Annotated in this window: 14 protein-coding genes and 1 pseudogene; 8 read left to right on the forward strand and 7 right to left on the reverse strand. The window is 62.5% G+C overall.

All coding sequences use genetic code 11. From position 1 onward, the window contains the following. Positions 1 to 12: 12 nt before the first annotated feature. Complete coding sequence (locus tag NKI59_RS28410) at positions 13 to 1,440, forward strand: multicopper oxidase family protein (protein WP_352708044.1); 1,428 nt, start codon at positions 13 to 15, stop codon at positions 1,438 to 1,440. Between the two features lie 38 nt (positions 1,441 to 1,478). After that, entirely contained in the window at positions 1,479 to 3,905 is a 2,427-nt protein-coding gene (locus NKI59_RS28415; protein WP_352708046.1) for a heavy metal translocating P-type ATPase, read from the forward strand. Positions 3,906 to 4,178: 273 nt separating this feature from the next. Here NKI59_RS28415 and NKI59_RS28420 read toward each other — a convergent pair. Together NKI59_RS28420 and NKI59_RS28425 are read right to left on the reverse strand one after the other, a co-directional pair. Next, positions 4,179 to 4,475 (reverse strand): annotated as a pseudogene (locus tag NKI59_RS28420) (ABC transporter permease); the annotation flags it as partial. Between the two features lie 381 nt (positions 4,476 to 4,856). Further along, the gene (locus NKI59_RS28425) at positions 4,857 to 5,864 is read right to left on the reverse strand and encodes an alpha/beta fold hydrolase (protein WP_352623706.1); all 1,008 of its coding nucleotides are present in this window, start codon (positions 5,862 to 5,864) and stop codon (positions 4,857 to 4,859) included. A gap of 489 nt (positions 5,865 to 6,353) precedes the next feature. On the opposite strand from NKI59_RS28425, the gene NKI59_RS28430 reads away from it, so the two are divergent. From NKI59_RS28430 to NKI59_RS28440, 3 genes are all read left to right on the forward strand, one after another. Beyond that, positions 6,354 to 6,554: a hypothetical protein gene (locus NKI59_RS28430; RefSeq protein WP_352623704.1), complete on the forward strand. Its 201-nt coding sequence runs from the start codon at positions 6,354 to 6,356 to the stop codon at positions 6,552 to 6,554. Positions 6,555 to 7,092: 538 nt separating this feature from the next. Beyond that, positions 7,093 to 7,494 (forward strand): phosphoribosyltransferase family protein, encoded by a 402-nt coding sequence (locus NKI59_RS28435; protein WP_352708047.1) that lies wholly within the window; start codon positions 7,093 to 7,095, stop codon positions 7,492 to 7,494. A 175-nt stretch (positions 7,495 to 7,669) separates the two neighbouring features. After that, positions 7,670 to 8,074 (forward strand): TetR/AcrR family transcriptional regulator, encoded by a 405-nt coding sequence (locus tag NKI59_RS28440; RefSeq protein ID WP_352623695.1) that lies wholly within the window; start codon positions 7,670 to 7,672, stop codon positions 8,072 to 8,074. Here NKI59_RS28440 and chrA read toward each other — a convergent pair. Together chrA and NKI59_RS28450 are read right to left on the reverse strand one after the other, a co-directional pair. Further along, a complete protein-coding gene (chrA, locus tag NKI59_RS28445) occupies positions 7,995 to 9,410 on the reverse strand; it encodes a chromate efflux transporter (protein ID WP_352623772.1) in 1,416 nt (471 codons plus the stop codon). The two genes, NKI59_RS28440 and chrA, sit on opposite strands and share 80 nt — an antisense overlap. 17 nt (positions 9,411 to 9,427) lie before the next feature. Next, on the reverse strand, positions 9,428 to 10,405 hold the full coding sequence (locus NKI59_RS28450; protein WP_352623694.1) for a chromate resistance protein ChrB domain-containing protein: 978 nt from the start codon (positions 10,403 to 10,405) through the stop codon (positions 9,428 to 9,430). 111 nt (positions 10,406 to 10,516) lie between these two features. Here NKI59_RS28450 and NKI59_RS28455 point away from each other — a divergent pair, with 111 nt between their 5' ends. The 3 genes from NKI59_RS28455 to NKI59_RS28465 are packed head-to-tail and all read left to right on the forward strand — an operon-like array spanning position 10,517 to position 12,884. Continuing rightward, positions 10,517 to 11,491, forward strand: coding sequence for a Fe-Mn family superoxide dismutase (locus tag NKI59_RS28455; RefSeq protein WP_352623692.1), 975 nt, complete (start codon positions 10,517 to 10,519; stop codon positions 11,489 to 11,491). After that, positions 11,488 to 11,958: a chromate resistance protein ChrB domain-containing protein gene (locus tag NKI59_RS28460; protein ID WP_352623691.1), complete on the forward strand. Its 471-nt coding sequence runs from the start codon at positions 11,488 to 11,490 to the stop codon at positions 11,956 to 11,958. The genes NKI59_RS28455 and NKI59_RS28460 overlap by 4 nt, the downstream gene beginning before the upstream one ends. 38 nt (positions 11,959 to 11,996) lie before the next feature. Further along, the gene (locus NKI59_RS28465) at positions 11,997 to 12,884 is read left to right on the forward strand and encodes a DUF1259 domain-containing protein (protein ID WP_352708048.1); all 888 of its coding nucleotides are present in this window, start codon (positions 11,997 to 11,999) and stop codon (positions 12,882 to 12,884) included. A 77-nt stretch (positions 12,885 to 12,961) separates the two neighbouring features. Here the strand turns inward: NKI59_RS28465 and NKI59_RS28470 are convergent, their stop codons facing one another. From NKI59_RS28470 to NKI59_RS28480, 3 genes are read right to left on the reverse strand one after another with little or no spacing between them, the layout of a single operon-like run. Then, complete coding sequence (locus NKI59_RS28470) at positions 12,962 to 13,402, reverse strand: YqaA family protein (RefSeq protein ID WP_352708050.1); 441 nt, start codon at positions 13,400 to 13,402, stop codon at positions 12,962 to 12,964. 9 nt (positions 13,403 to 13,411) lie between these two features. Beyond that, on the reverse strand, positions 13,412 to 14,734 hold the full coding sequence (locus NKI59_RS28475; RefSeq protein ID WP_352623686.1) for an MFS transporter: 1,323 nt from the start codon (positions 14,732 to 14,734) through the stop codon (positions 13,412 to 13,414). Positions 14,735 to 14,789: 55 nt separating this feature from the next. Continuing rightward, positions 14,790 to 16,118: a cation diffusion facilitator family transporter gene (locus tag NKI59_RS28480; RefSeq protein ID WP_352708051.1), complete on the reverse strand. Its 1,329-nt coding sequence runs from the start codon at positions 16,116 to 16,118 to the stop codon at positions 14,790 to 14,792. Positions 16,119 to 16,125: the final 7 nt, after the last annotated feature.

Genomic DNA, 16,125 nt, shown 5'->3' on the forward strand with positions numbered 1-16,125 from the left:
GAAGGAACGATTATGAAACGTCGAGATATCCTGAAGGGCGCAGTTGCAGGCGCCGCAGCTTTTGCGATCCCATCATCGTTGCTCGCTGCAGCCTCCGCCAGCCAGTCAGAAGGCCAGATGCTTGGCATCTCACGCCGCACGATCGAGGTGAATGGCAAGGCCGCAAGTGTCTTTGGCTTGCGAGGGGCCGAGGGTGCGCCCGGCCTGCGCTTTCGCGCCGGCGATGGCTTCAATGTCCTGCTTCGAAACGAGACTCCCGAGCCGACAATCATACATTGGCATGGGTTGACGACGCCGTGGCCGAGCGACGGCGTCGCCGACGCGCCACTGCCGCTCATTGGCGCTCGAGCCGATCGCAGTTTCGATTTTCCGGTCGGCGAGCCCGGCACCTTCTGGATGCACGCCCACACCCTGCAGGAACAGCTGCTGCTTGCTGCTCCGCTCATCGTCACCGATCCCAAGGACGATGCGAGGGATGAGCAGGAGGTCGTCATCCTGCTTCACGATTTCTCGTTCTCATCGCCGGAGGAACTGCTGGCCCGGCTGCAGAGTAAGAATACTGGCGGTTCCATGCCGATGGACGGCATGGCCATGTCGGGTGGCGCCGGCAACACCATGGCAGGGATGAACGATGGCGGCATGGCGACCGATATCAACGACATCGATTATGACGCCTATCTGGCCAATGACCGGTCCCTGAACGATCCCGAGATCGTGGAGGTCGAACGAGGCGGACGCGTGCGGGTGCGGATCATCAATGGCGCCACGGCGACCGCTTTCACGATGGACCTCGGCGAGCTTGAAGGCGACTTGATCGCGGTCGACGGTCAGCCTGTCGAGCCGGTCAGGGGCCGGCGGTTTCCGATGACAATGGGACAGCGCATCGACGTGCGCCTGCAGTTGCCGCGCGAACTCAACTCCTTTCCGATCCTGGCGCTGCGCGAGGGAAGCAAGGAGCAGACGGGAATTGTCCTGCGTCCGGCGGGAGCGGCGGTGGCCAAGATCGGGCCGGCGGCTGATGTCGATGCTCCGGTTCTCGACCTGGCGCTCGAGGCGCAGCTTCGGGCAATGTCGCCGCTTGCATCACGCTCTGCCGAAAAGACGTTCGAAATGGCGCTGACCGGCGATATGGCTGCCTATCGCTGGGGCCTCGAAACCAACGCTCCGCTTCTCGTGGACAGGGGCGATCGCGTCGAGGTCACGCTGCGCAACGACACCATGATGGCCCACCCGATGCATCTTCACGGCCATCATTTCCAGGTGGTCGCGATTGATGGGCAGCGCTTTCAGGGCGCAGTTCGCGACACCGTGCTGGTGCCGCCGATGCGCTCGGTCACCATTGCCGTGGACGCCGGCAATCCCGGCAAATGGGCATTCCATTGTCACCACCTCTACCACATGGCGAGCGGCATGATGTCGACCTTTGCCTATCGAAGCTGAGGCACGCAGCAGCGCGAATGCCGGCACGGAGAACGACGATGAAAAAGGTCAATCTGGAAGTGCGCGACCTTGTCGGCATGATGGATTTCGCAGCGGTCGAAAAACGTCTGGCGGCTCTGCCAGGCGTCGCCGGTGTTGCCATGAACGCGGGGTCTACGACCGCGACCGTCGAATTCGACGAAGGACGGACGAGCCCCGGGGCCCTTGCCAGGGACATCGAGGCCTGCGGCTTCCATTGCCGTGGCGAGTCCGTGCCGCGGCATCTGTGCATTCCCGATAGCACGACCATTCCGCCCGGGCATCCGCGGGGGACGTCCGGGCAGGCCGGGCATGATCATGCGGGGCACGCCACCATGATCGAACCAAGTGCAGCGGGCCTCAGGACGGCTGCGGCCAAGATGCCGCACGACGCCATGGCCCATGAGATGGGACACGGCGCCGGCATGGACATGCAGGGCATGGTCAAGGACATGCGCAACCGGTTCTTCATCAGCTTGGTCTTCGCGCTGCCGATTTTCGCCATGGAGCCGATGGGCCTGGGCGAGCCCTGGCTGCGTCCGCCCTTCGGCCTCAGCGAAGACCTTGCGATGTTCTTCCTCGCCAGCGCCGCGATCCTCTATCCCGTCTGGCCTTTCCTGGTTGCCGCCTGGCGTGCCCTGCGCAACCGCGTCCTCAACATGGCCGTGTTGGTGGTGCTGAGCGTCGGCACTGGTTACCTGTTCAGCGTCGGCGCGACTTTCTTCTTCGAGGGGCAGCAGTTCTACGAGGCCGCGAGCGTGCTGCTCGTGTTCATCCTGCTTGGCCACTGGCTCGAGATGCGTGCCCGCGCCGGGGCCTCGGCCGCGATCAGGGCCCTGCTCGACCTTGCTCCACCCAAGGCCTCCGTCTTCCGCGAGGGCAAGGAGGTCGAGGTTGCAACCGCCGAGGTCGTGCTCGGCGACATAGTAGTCCTCCGGCCTGGCAACAAGCTTCCGGTCGACGGCGAGGTGATCGAAGGCACCTCGACGATCGATGAATCGATGCTGACCGGAGAGTCGATGCCGGTGACCAAGAAGGTCGGGGACAAGGTCATCGGCGCCACGATCAACAAGAGCGGGACGCTGCGCTACCGCTCTACCAAGGTCGGCGCCGACACGGCCCTGGCCCAGATCGTCAAGCTGGTCCAGGAGGCCCAGAATTCGAAGGCGCCGGCGCAACTGCTGGCCGATCGCGCCTCGCAATGGCTGGTGCTCGCCGCGATCCTCATCGGCCTTGCGACCTTCGCCGTCTGGTTCTGGTGGCTCGGCCAGCCTCTGCTGTTCGCGATGACCTTGACCATAACCGTCTTCGTCATCGCCTGTCCCGATGCGCTCGGCCTCGCCACGCCCATGGCCGTCATGGTCGGCACTGGCCTTGGCGCTACAAACGGGATCCTCTTCAAGAATGCAGCCGCTCTCGAGGAGGCGACCAAGCTCAACGTAATCGTCTTCGACAAGACCGGCACGCTCACCATGGGGCAGCCCAAGGTCGTCGAAATCGTCCCGGCTGCCGGCGTTTCGCCCGACGAGGTTCTGCAGGTCGCAGCTGCCGTGGATCAAGGGTCGGATCACCCGCTTGCCGTTGCCATCGGCGAGCAGGCCAAGGGTATGAAGCTTCCCAAGGTCTCGGGCTTCCTCAATATCGAGGGCAAGGGTGCCAGCGCCGCCATTGGCAGAGCCAAGGTTTTCCTTGGCAACCGGCGACTTATGGAAGAGCAGAAGATCGATCTTCTGGCGCTTGGCGTCAGGGCCGAGACGCTCAAGGGCGAAGGCCGCACCGTCATCCATGTTGCACGGTCCGGCAAGCTGCTCGGGCTGATCGCGATCGCCGATACGCCGCGCCCGACAGCCATCGCAACGATTGCCAAACTGCACGAGCAGGGCGTTCGCGTGGCCATGCTCACGGGTGACAACGCCGGCACCGCCAAGCGCATCGCGGACATGCTCGGCATCGACATTGTGCTCGCCGACGTGTTGCCGGGCCAGAAGGCCGAAAAGATCAAGGAACTGCAGGGACAGGGCCTGAAGGTCGGCATGGTCGGAGATGGCGTCAATGACGCGCCGGCTCTGACACAGAGTGACGTGGGGTTCGCCATTGGTGCGGGCACCGACGTCGCCATCGAAAGCGCTGATATCGTGCTGATGAAGAGTGATCCTTACGATGTGGTCGGTGCGATGACACTCTCGCGTGCCACGCTGCGCAAGATGCACCAGAACCTGTGGTGGGCGGTGGGCTACAATCTCATTGCCTTCCCGATCGCGGCAGGCGTGTTCTACCCGTTCCTTTTGAGCCCCGAGCTTGCGGCGCTGGCAATGTCGGGCAGTTCTGCGCTTGTGGCCGTCAATGCGCTTTTGCTCAAGCGGACGAGGCTTGAGGGCATCCGTCCTGCCACCACATCGAGGGCCGAGGGGGTCGCACATGAGCACCCTAGAGGCGCACAGGCATGAGTGTGTCGATGCGGGCTGGCTTGCCTACGTCGCGATGGGTCCTGAGCGCCCTTCTCGGCCTTTGTCGTTGCGCTCGGCTACTGGATTGTCTTGCCGGTCCTGCCGATGATGATCGAGCGGCTTGCCGGCTCGGCAGACCCGACATTCATGCGCCGCAGATCGGCTTCTTGACCGCTGCCGAATCGTATGGCTGGTCCAGAAGGGCAATCATGCTCGCAAGCAGGTAACAGCCAAGGTGAGCATGCCGATCAGGACGGCATTCCACGTTAGTTATCCCAGCGCCTTCATGAGCCCGATCTGCTCGCGCTCCAGTGCAACGAGCCGGCTAAGTGTGAGATTGACCAGAAATGCCGACACCAAAAGGAAAATCGGTGGCAGCGTCCGGCTCATGTTGTTGAGCATATCGAGTTCGTGGTTCAGCCAGGCGTGCGAAGTGTGGTCCTTCCGGCCATAGGCCGCTCGGCCGCCATAGCGCTCGAGCATCGCGTCGAGGCGCATCATGACCTCACTCTCGGACGCGCCCCGCAGCAACTTCAACGAAACGGACGAGAACGCATCATCGAGGTCATAGGGGCGCGAATTGACGATTGTCGGGATCGCGCTGTCGCCCGAGTTCATCTATGCAGTCGGACCAAGCGATATCATGCCGGACGACCGCCGCTTCGGCCTCATCTGGATGTCGGAAAAAGCGCTCGCCAGCGTCCCTCTTGCCGGCAGCGTCCTGAAGATCATTCAGGAGAGCGAAGGAAGTGGTCCAGGCGGGTGCACCGCTGATCGAAACAAGGCAGGGAGGCGGCGACGGACCACGGAGCGAGCGTGCCACGTCCTGGTCCTTCCACGCTCCAGTGGATGGGCATCGAACGCCGGTTCGAGAGCTACGTCGTGATGCGCTGTCCCTCTTCTGCCACCATTCCATCGATCGGGGACAACAACGACGCGATCTGTGAGGCGCTACTGCCCCCGAGCGGGTCTTGTCTGACTGTCCGGGCTCTCGGATGACGGGATCCGGCCGGCGCCAGCTAGGAACATGCGGACTGCCATGCGAACCTCCTGCTGTCGTCCGACAAGAAGATGTCCTCCAGTGTCGTAGATGACCAGCTTGGCACCCGGGATCTTGGCTGCAGCGAACTCAGCTGCCGGCAGGGTGTTAAACAGATCGTCGCGCGCAGAAATAATGATCATCGGCGCAGTGATTACTTCCAGCGGCAGTTCATGCAAGGCGGGGGTGCTGTCGATGTTGATCCCGGCGAAGCGCAGCGACAGCGGCTCGACACTCTCGACGATGCTCATGACGCGGTCCTGTTCGGCCGGAAGCGCAGCCGCAACCAGCGTCGGCGGAACGCCGAGGAAACGAACGAGCACTGACGGCGCGATCTTCTCAGCGGCCCACCAGGCGAAGTCGCCGCCGGCATTGACGGCCCAGAATGCGAACCTGTTGCCGCGGCTCGCTTCGATCGACACCGGACTGGTGGGCGAATAAAGGCCTGGGACGATCAGAACGAGAGCGGTGACCTTGTCCGGATGACGGAGTGCCAGCTCGACCGCAGAACGCGCGCCTGCCGAAACGCCGACGACTATCGCTTCGGGAATGCCCAGTTTGGACAGCAACGCCGCGTGCGCATCGGCCTGCGCGGCTGGAGAGGTATCCTGCGGAACGGGGGTGCGCAGATACCCGAAGCGCGACGGCGCGATGATCCGAAAGCCCTCGCCCACAAGATCAGCCGCATTGGCAAGCCCTTGGTCAAAGCCGCCACCGGCCCCGTGGATCGATAGAAGCGCAGGACCCACTCCATTGTCGACGTATTCGATCGGACCTGCGTCGAGTTTAGCGACCACACTGCCTCGGCTGGCGGCGTTGCGTATACGGCTCAGCTGGGTTTCGTAAGCTAAGAAGGTCACAAAGACCGCGGCCGCGAGGGCGACAAATATGGCCAGCAGGAAACCACCAATTTGCCACATAAAAAAAGCTCCACAAAGCACGACCGAATATTAGCCTGTCTGGCTTGGAGGCAAGTTGATTTTCCCTGCTTCAAGTCGGATGCTGTGAACTTTGGATACGAAGACGGTCGAATATCGCCAAGACTTCTCCGGGTTGTGCATCGTTAATCCCAAAAGCCATCGACTCGCCCAACAGGCGTGAGCAGCAGGCCCTTGTACAGCAATGACCGGAGCCGCTGCCTCTTACGTGAGGCTGACGCAGTCGAGAGGTGCGCCCGCCCGCTGATCATCGTCCTCAATTGATGCGCATCAAAGCCAGTTGAATGCAGGCCTGGTACTTCGACACAAGCAGTCGGAAAGGGTGTTGGGCGGCTACGCTCACAACCGCTGCCGTGAATGGGTGTTAGCCGCTCCCTCTCCTAAAACAGGGGGCGATCAGCCGATTGCTTCGAACTGGCGCGACAGCGAAGCGTCGATGACAGCACCAATGCCAAGCAACGGGAGTTCGGGATGGCGAAGAGAACAGACAATATCGAGGTTGGCATGGATGTGGCTGTGAGGTGCCGCGTCATCGAGACTTGGCAGGATGATCTAGGGGATCAGTGGGCGACCGTGCTGATTGAGGGCTATGACCTTCCGGTCACGCTGAAGGCTGTCCACTTCTTCCCGTTGGACGACCACGACCAGCACTTGCCAGCGGCTCGTCCCTGAGTTTCACCCCGGACCCGGCCAGCATCCACGTGAGGCGGTTAGTCGAGGCAAAGCCCCGATAGAGCCTCCAGTCCAGCCAGTCGAGCGATCAGACACATCACAGAGGCGCTGGACTTCGATGGTTGCTTGAAGATCTGCTGAAGGATTTGAAGGCCCGTCTTGTGATCGGAACTTGCTGGATTGAATACACGTCGGCGCGGTTGCCCCGACTCCAACACGGAAGTTCCACCCCTCGTGGACTGCTTGACCGACATGGGTCCAGCCAAATTGATCCGGCTTAATGCGACAGTCTTCCCGTCGGCCAGAATGGCAAGCCAGATTGAAGGATCTCCGCATGACCCACACTTCATTTCGAGCGCTGGACTTATCGGGGGAGCCCGTGGCGGAACGAAAAAGAGCGGCTTCCTCATTTGCGTCCGGAATAGCTTTGGGCGCAAGCTTGGCGTCGATATCACCAAGGCGATCGAAGCGGCTTGCCCGCCACGTATTGTCTGGCGAAGTGGTCCACCTCCGACACCTCTGGCTGGTGGGTTGAACGATGTTCCACGATCGTCGGGAGGCGGGGCAGAGGCTTGCCATCGAGCTGAGGAAACTCCAGTTGCACCAACCTGTCATTCTGGCCCTGCCGCGCGGTGGCGTTCCTGTTGCCGCTGAAGTGGCCAAAGTCCTGAAGGCGCCGCTTGACCTCATCATCGTGCGCAAGGTGGGCGCGCCGGGCAATTGCGAGTTGGCCGTCGCTGCCATCGTCGACGGTGACCCTGCGTATGTTGTGCTGAATCGTGAAGTCATTGAAGCTTACTCGCTCGTGTGCGTCGCCGGCCCGATGACCAAATTGGTGCATGAATTTTTTGCCGCCTCTCTATTTCGGTGTGCTCAAATGATCATTCAGCTTCTGGACTTGGCGTATCATACTGGACACAGTGTCTGGAAAAGCTGTTGAGAGACACCGGACCGCTGAATGTCCGGAACCGCACGCGGCAGGGCGCAGTGACCATGAAAATTGAGCGGACCGACGACAGGGGCACGATCGACCGGCGCGGCGCGCGCGCACGCGCGCCCTGCTGCAGGACGCGCTGATTGCCCTGATCCCCGAGCGCGGCTACGCGGCACTCACCGTGGAGGACATCTGCCAGAAGGCTGATGTCGGCAGGTCGACCTTCTACACCCATTACGCCGGCAAGGACCAACTGCGCGGTGCGACCCTGGAGGCGCATCTGCAGTCGCTGAACAGGCGCATGTCGGAAAGGGAGCAGGCAAACCGCCGCCTGTTCGAATTCAGCCTGCCGATGTTCGAGCACGCGCAGGCCTTCCAATCGGTGCACCACGCGCTGCTTTTGAGCAGCGGCGATACGATCCACGACCAGTTGCGCGAACGGATCCGACGCGCCGTGCGAACCGAACACACCTCCTGCATGCCAGTCGGGAGGCCGACTGCACAGCCTAGACCAAACCCGTGGCGACGCCGTAAAGAACACCCAATATCGAACAGGTCGCGAGGACCTGGATCATGCCGACCTTGAAACGGAATACCGCCAGCAGCGCGACGAGCGTCAGCACCAGCGACGGGATATTGATGGAGTTGAGCACCGGCACGTCCAGCGTCATGCCCAGCCAGCTCAAGTCATGCAGTTCGCGGAACAACACATGAAGCGCGAACCATACCGCCAGGTTTAGGATCACACCAACCACCGCTGCAGTGATGGCAGCCAGCGCTGCGGACAAGGCCTTGTTGCTGCGCATGGTCTCCATGAACGGCGCGCCTAGGAATATCCATAGGAAGCACGGGATGAAGGTTACCCACGTTGTCAGAAGACCGCCGAGTGTTCCGGCTACCAGCGGGGTAAGCACACCTGGCGCACGGTAGGCCCCCATGAAGCCGACGAATTGGGTGACCATGATGAGTGGACCAGGCGTAGTCTCGGCCATACCGAGACCGTCAAGCATCTCTCCTGGCTTCAGCCAGCCATAGTGCTCCACACCCTGCTGAGCGACATAGGCGAGGACTGCGTAGGCGCCGCCGAAGGTGACCATCGCCATCTTGGAGAAGAAGATCGCGATATCGGTGAAGACGTTGCCCTGCCCTAGGAATGCAAGCAGCGCGAGGACCGGGACCAGCCATAGCAGTAATCCCACTCCGGCAACTTTGAACCCCCACCCGGCGGAGGGCCGTGCATGAGCCGGTATCCCTTCGCCAAGCGCCGAGTCGGCATCATCGACCTGCGTGCCGGCAAACTTGCCATGTCCGTTGCCCGATTTGAAAGCAGCCCAGCCTGCCCTGCCGCCGACGTAACCGATCACAGCCGCGGCCAGGATGACCACCGGAAACGGCGCCTTGAAGAAGAACAGGGCAATGAAGGCGGCGGCGGCGAGGCCTACCATCACATTGTTCCTGAGCGCCCGCCTGCCGATCCGCAGGACCGCTTCAAGCACAATGGCCAGAACTGCCGCCTTAAGGCCGAAGAAGAGCGCCTGAACGGCGCCGACGTTGCCGAAAATCGCGTAGATCCAGCTCAGGACCATTATCGCGATTGCCCCGGGCAGGACGAACAGGGTGCCGGCAACGAGGCCGCCTTTGGTCTTGTGCATGAGCCAGCCGATATAGATCGCCAATTGCTGCGCCTCAGGACCGGGCAGCAGCGTGCAGTAGTTGAGCGCATGCAGGAATCGGGTCTCGCCGATCCAGCGCTTTTCCTCGACGATGATCCGATGCATCATGGCGATCTGGCCCGCCGGCCCACCGAAACTGAGCATTGCCACACGAGCCCATACGCGCATGGCTGCAGCAAACGAAACGCCGTGGTCGTGAGTCCCGGCTGAAGAGGGCGTCGTCGCGACGGTCTGCTCCAGATTGGCCATTGCTTGCGTCCTTTCGGTCATCCGCGTTTCTTGCCGAAATACTGATAGAGGTTGTCGAAGACAGGAGCGCCCTGCGCGATCCGTTGCTCGTCGCTCTTGTTCGCCATGGCGATGCCGGCGATCAGGCTAGCAATGCCCGTCGCCTCTTCGCGACCGAACTTGTTGTCCTTGAGATCGATGTCATGGACGATCTCGGCGATGGCCTGCAGCGCCGGGTCGTTGATGGCGGCGCGGGCAAGCAGAACTTCGAAGCTGCAGCGATCGCCCTCATGCGTGATTTCGCCTTCAAACATGTCGAAGCGCAATTCCCCCTCCTTTGGCACGTATCCCTTGCCCGCCACGAAGCGGATGATCGCATCGGCGTCGATGAAACGACGGATCAGCCAGCTGCAAGCAATACGGTCGACATGCACGTCCCGGCGCGTGACCCAGATCCGGCCTTTGAGCTCGGCCGGGTCAGCCGCCTTCTTGGGCTCGTCGGTCATGCCGTCGTCCTTTGCAATCTGTGCCTCGAGTTCGGCGATCAAACCCTCGGCGGTGAGGCGACCGCTGGCGCCGAAAAAGTCGATCGTCACCACTTCAGCGAGCCGCTTGCGCAAGCGACCCAGTTGCGAACGTGCCTCGGCATCCTTTTCCGATGTCGCGTCGGCCCCAATCGCTGCAGCCAGTTCGCGCGCTTCCCCAGCGACCCCCGCATAGTCGGCATCACGGGCTGCGTCGAACAGCGCCCGCACCTGGGCGTCCGACAAACCATCGACGAGGCGCGCCTCGCACATCATGGCCTCGCCGCCGCCAGCGACGATCTCCTTCAGAAGCCATTCGAAATCCTCCTGCATCTCGGCATTGGCCGGCAGGGCATAAACGGTGCTTTTGACTGCGACCGCGCCGATGCCTTGCAACCGTCGCCAAATTTTCACCCGGAAGTAGGCGGGCTTGCTTGGCAGTTGATGGATCAGAAGCAGCCAGCGCTGCTCCTGCGGTTGCCCCTCATTCATAAATGAAACCGTATCACGAACAAAGTGAAATGCAACACTTGTATCATTTTTCGTTTGAGCATAGCCTTCGCTTCCTCACGGATGGGCCGTGCCGCCGAGCGAGAGAACCCGATGCCACACCGGATCATGCCGCTACCGTTCAAGCCGCCCAGGCTCGTCGGCTTGTCCGAACGGTTGTTGGCCAGCCACTACGAAAACAATTACGGAGGTGCCGTTCGCCGCCTCAACGCCATCGAACGGCGGCTCGACGAACTCGATTGGAGCACGGCGCCCGTCTTCGACATCAACGGGTTGAAGCGCGAGGAGTTGGTTGCCACCAATTCAGCGATCCTCCACGAAATCTATTTTGATGGGCTGGGTGGCACCGGCGATGCCGGTGGCGATCTCGCCGCCGCGCTGGAGCGCGACTTCGGCAGTGTAGCGAACTGGCGCGCCAGGTTCATGGCGTGCGCAAAGGCGCAAGCCGGCGGTTCTGGATGGACCTTGCTGACCTGGTCGGAGCGTCGCGACCGGCTGACGATCCAATGGGCGGCGGACCACACCAACTGCCTCGCTGGCGGCATACCGATCCTCGCGCTCGACATGTACGAACACGCCTATCATCTCGATTTCGGCGCGAAGGCCGGTGCCTATGTAGACGCCTTCATGAAGAACATCCATTGGGATCGGGTCGCTCTCCGCCATCAGCGAGCGGTTGCGCAACGCGATCCCGCAGCTAGGGCTGAGTCGGTTGAAAGGATTCCGGCAGTCGGGCCGGAGGAGTTGCGCGCGCGCCTCGATCGGGGAGAAGATCTCGTTCTGCTCGACGTGTGCCTAGCCGAGGATCTGGCAAAGCGCAGCGATATGCTGCCGGGAGCCAAGGTCCGCGCACCCGAAAAGATTGCCGATTGGGCGGAGGAGGTGCCGAAAGACAGGCCGGTGATCGTCTATTGCCTCTATGGCTTCCAGGTCAGCGGCGACGCCGTCGCCGAACTGCGCCGCCGCGGCGTCTATGCAAGTGCACTTTCAGGCGGCGTCGCCGCCTGGCATGCGATCGGCGCGCCAACCGTCCCCCTGGTGATGAGCGAAGAAAGGATTTCATCATGAAATGGGTTACTCGCGAACGTCCGGTCATCGACCGCATTGCCTGCCCCTGGCTGATTGCGCGCTTCATCGACAAGGAGCCGGAGTTTCTCTTTGTGGCGCCGGATCAGGTGATCCATGTTGCCGAGGAAACCGGCGCGACGCCCTATGACGTGCCCGGCGTCGAGTTCACGCATGTCGGCGACGGCTGCAGCTTCGACACCTTCGTCTCGAAATATGGCCTCGAGCGCGACCCGGCGATCGTGACCATTGCCGCAATCGTGCGCGGTGCCGACACCGACCGGCACGATCTCACGCCACAGTCGGCAGGACTACTCGCGATCTCCATGGGTCTGCGTGATGTGACACCCGACGATCACGAGGTGCTGAAGCACGGCTTCGTCATCTATGACGCACTCTACGCCTGGGCCTCGCGCCGCAAAGCGGAGACCCACAGCTGGCCACCCGCGCCGAAGCCGGCGGCCGCATGACAGATCGGGCAATGGGGCAGATCACAAGGAGATATCCCATGCATGCAAAACTCATGATCGGTGCAATCTCGATTGCAATGTCAGCGTCGCTCCAGCCCGCCGCCGCGGCTCCCGATTGGCAAATGGTTGCAAAGACACTCGGCAAATCCGGAACCGAAATGCCTGATGGCGTCTACAGGGTCGGCCTGCCGCGAACCGACCTGAAGGTATCGCTTGACGGCGTAGCCGTTAAGCCTGGCTTTGCCCTTGGTGGCTGGGTCGCGTTCGAACCGATGGGAAACAAGGTCATGGTCATGGGTGATATCGTCCTGACGCAAGACGAAGTGAACCCCGTCATGAAGAAGCTTGAAGAAAGTGGCATCGAGATCACCGCGTTGCACAACCATCTGCTGCGCGCAGAACCGATGACCCTTTACATGCACGTCCTGGGTCAGGGTGATCCCGTGACGCTGGCGGCGGCTCTTCATGCCGGGCTGGCGCTGAGCAAGACGCCAATGGTGAATGCCACGCCCGCTGCGACACAGCCGCAGATCGCGTTCGACACGGCCGCCGTCGAGCAGGCCATCGGTCGCAAGGGCAAGGCCAACGGCGGCATCTACCAATTCACCATCGCGCGAGCCGAAACGATCACCGACGGCGGTATGACGGTTCCTGCGTCCATGGGCAGCGCCATAGGCATAAACTTCCAGCCAACCGGAGGGGACAAGGCTGCGATCACAGGCGATTTCGTCCTCATCGCGTCGGAGGTCAACCCCGTGCTGCGTGCTCTGCGCGAGAACGGCATCGAGGTAACGGCTTTGCATAGTCACATGCTGGATGAGCAGCCGCGACTCTTCTTCATGCACTTCTGGGCGAACGACGACGCCGTCAAGTTGGCGCGTGGCCTCAAGGCGGCTCTGGACAAGATGAACCTTGCCAATAGTTAGCCTGGAACCACACGGGGATGTGGATCAGAGGCGAGGCCGCATGCTGTGACCTTGCCGTGGCCTTCTCTGCCGACCTGTCAGATCACGTTCAGCGTCACGGCGGCAAGAATGAGATAGCGGCCGGCTTTCGCCATCGTGACGATCGCAACGAAACTCCAGAGCGGCTCGCGCAGCACTCCGGCCACCACCGTCAGCGGGTCGCCGATGACGGGGACCCAGCTCAGCAACAGGCTCCATCGTCCATAGCGGCGGTAGCGCGTCGCGGCGTGGTCGAGCGCGGCAGACTTAACTGGAAACCATTTGCAGTCGCGAAAGCGGTCGATGCCGCGGCCAAGCAGCCAGTTGACCACCGAGCCCAGCACGTTGCCGACGGTCGCGACGAGGATCAGCGCTGCCGGTGAGTGGCTGCCGGCCACCAGCAGGCCGGCCAGCACCGCTTCCGATTGCAGCGGCAACACGGTCGTGGCTGCGAACGCGGTTAGGAAAAGTCCGCCACAGGCGGCAAGGTCCCCGAGCATCGCAGCCGGTCAGCTCGCCTTTGGCCATTTTGGATGCTGATCGTCGACGACATAGCCATGCGAATGCTCGAACCCCGTTTCGGTCCATACGGCGTCCTCGAGATGCGAATGCCCATCGGGCAGATCGTCATGGGTGTGGGTGAGGACATCGGGATCATGACGCGGCCACAACCACATCGCTGCGAAGAGTGCGGCGGCGCCGATCACGCCAAGGAGGATGAAAGTGAAGGACAGGCCCATCGCGGCGCCGACGCGCCCGGCGATCGGATAAGTGATCAGCCAGCAGGCGTGCGAAAGCGCGAACTGCGCCGCAAACAGCGCCGGCCGGTCGACGGGATTGGCCGAGCGCTTGATAAGCCGTCCGGACGGCGTCTGCGCAAGTGAGTAGCCGAGCCCAAGCACAAACCAGAGCGGCAAAAGCAGCTCATAAGTGGAAGCGAGCGGACCGACGAACACGCCGGCGACCAGTATCCCCGCGCCCCAAAGCATCGCCACCCGGTCGGGGATGCTCTCCAGCAGCCTTGGCAGAACGAGAGCTGCAATCATTGAGCCACCGCCAAAGGCTGCAAGCGCAAGTGCCGTGTCGCTCTGGGAAAGCCCGAATTTCGCCTGCACCAGCACGACGGTGTTGACGATCACCATGGCGCTGGCGGCGGCGACGGCAAGGTTGAGCGCCAGAAGGCCGCGCAGTCTCGGCGTCGCCAGATAGATGCGGATGCCGCGCGTTGTGCGTTCATAGATGCCGCGCGGTTCAGACGGCTGCGGGCTTGGCAGCACCACGGACACGACCAGCACCGCGGATCCCAGGAAGCCGATCACCGCGCCAGCAAACAGGCTGTGGAAGCTGACAACGGAAAGCAGGGCCGCCGCCAGCATCGGACTGATGACGCTCTCCAGATCGTAGGCCAGCCGTGAAAGCGACAGCGCCCGCGTGTAGTCCTTCTCGTCGGGCAGCACGTCGGGGATCGACGCCTGGAACGTCGGCGTGAAGCCCGCTGAGGCCGCCTGCAGGACAAAAATCAATACATAGATCTGCCAGACCTCGGTGACGAAGGGCAGGAAGACGGCGACCGCGGCCCGCACCAGATCCAGCGATACAAGCATGGTGCGGCGCGGCAGGCGCTCGGCGAAAGCCGCCGCCACGGGCGCCACGCCGACATAGGCCATCATCTTGATCGCCAGCGCAGTGCCCAGCACGGCACCGGCATCGGCGCCGGCAAGATCATAGGCCAACAGCCCGAGCGCCACGGTAGCGAGGCCAGTGCCGATGAGCGCGATGACCTGCGCCAGAAACAGGTGCCGATACGTACGGTCGGCGAGGACTTCCAGCATGATGTCTGTCTTCTCGGGTGCTTGGGCAGCGCAAGGTGCCGCGCCAGTCGAGGGATCAGTGATGGTGGCCCTCCGGCTCAACCATCTTGAACGGCAGGATCTGTTCCCTGCCCTTCGCGGTTAGAATCAGCCTCGCCGCGAACTCATGCGGCTCGGCGGGGGCGACGCTGCTTTCGAGCCGGTGGTGATCGCCCGCGACGGGTCCGAGCGGCAGCGTCTCGGGTCCCCCGGGCCGGTCGATGATCACGGTTGCCCCGAGGTCGTCGGCATGGCTGTCGATGGTGAGACGCAGGCGCTCGCCTGCGGGCGTGTCGACGATTTCAAGCGTGCCGGTTGCCATATCGCAGGCGACCTTGAACGGGTCGGGTGCGTGGTGGGCATGGCCGGTATTTGCAGCCAAAGGTCCGCCCTCGCCTTCCAGGCGGATGTTCGCTTCCGAGAGGGCCGGCAGGTGGTCGAACAACTCCTCCCTCAGGGCATCGGTGATGCCGACCACTTCCTTCGCGGTCGCGGTGTCGGCCACCTTGATGGCGATGTCGGCATGAAGGCGATGGCCGATCCAGCGCGCCTGAACCAAGGCGACCCGCTCGATGCCCCGCACATGCCCGGCGGCATGATGGATCTCATCGACGATGCCGGGCTCGACGCCATCGAGCATGCGCGTAAGCACCGCCTTTGACGACTGCCAGACGATGGCGAAGATCGCCACCGTGATCAAAAGGCCGATGATCGGGTCGGCAAGCGGAAACCCGAGCCAAACGCCAATGGCCCCAAGCACCACCGCAAGGCTGGTGAAGCCGTCGGTGCGGGCATGATAGCCGTCGGCGATCAGCGCAGCACTGTTGATTTCGCGGCCGACGCGGATGCGGAACACGGCGACAGCCTCATTGCCAACGAAGCCGATCAGGCCGGCGGCCGCTACCCAGCCGAGGAAAGCGATGGGTTTGGGGTTGACCAATCTGTCGATCGCCTCATAGCCGGCGACGATGGCGCTGAACAGGATGATCAGGACGATAACGATGCCGGCCAGGTCCTCGACGCGGCCAAGGCCGTAGGTGAAGGTCTTGCTCGGCTTGCGCCTCGCCAGCATGAAGGCGATCCACAGCGGGATGGCGGTGACCGCGTCGCCGACATTGTGGATGGTGTCGGCAAGCAGCGCCACGCTACCCGAGAGGAATACGATGACCAGTTGCAGCACCGCTGTGATGGCTAGCAGGACGAACGACCATTTGATCGCCCAGATGCCACGTGTGGTCGTCGCGATGGTGGGATCGACCACGCCGTGCGTGTGGCCGTGTCCGCCCTCGGCACGGTCATGGCCATGCCCGCCGAAGCCCTGGCTTCCAGGGCTGATGCCGAACCAATCGCGTATGCTGTCCATCATGGCGAGG

The sequence above is a fragment of the Mesorhizobium sp. M0598 genome, from assembly GCF_040320865.1.
In the GTDB taxonomy this organism is placed as follows: domain Bacteria; phylum Pseudomonadota; class Alphaproteobacteria; order Rhizobiales; family Rhizobiaceae; genus Mesorhizobium.